1 pseudogene is annotated in these 231 nt (G+C 34.6%); it reads left to right on the top strand.

Annotated elements, in window-relative coordinates:
• Positions 1-231, top strand: a pseudogene (locus AAEZ18_RS19815) (hypothetical protein); the annotation flags it as partial.

Here is a 231-nt window from a genome sequence, read left to right as displayed (position 1 = left end):
TTAATATACGACGACTTGGCGGGGAGTAATCAAAAAACACTGTTTTCGTTAGAGCCCATAAATAACCAGCGTGTGGGTGTGTTTTTTGATATTAACGACATTGAAATTGGCTACTCAGCCGATATTTTTGAAGATGATGTTGAAACAAAAACACAGGATATACTGCTTTCGTATAGAAAATTTAAAAATTCTAAAATCACATTTAACTATCAAACGCTTGAAGGGCTGCAA

The organism is Pseudoalteromonas sp. 19-MNA-CIBAN-0066, assembly GCF_040308705.1.
In the GTDB taxonomy this organism is placed as follows: Bacteria; Pseudomonadota; Gammaproteobacteria; order Enterobacterales; family Alteromonadaceae; genus Pseudoalteromonas; species Pseudoalteromonas nigrifaciens.
This window is presented reverse-complemented; position numbering and strand designations above follow the sequence as displayed.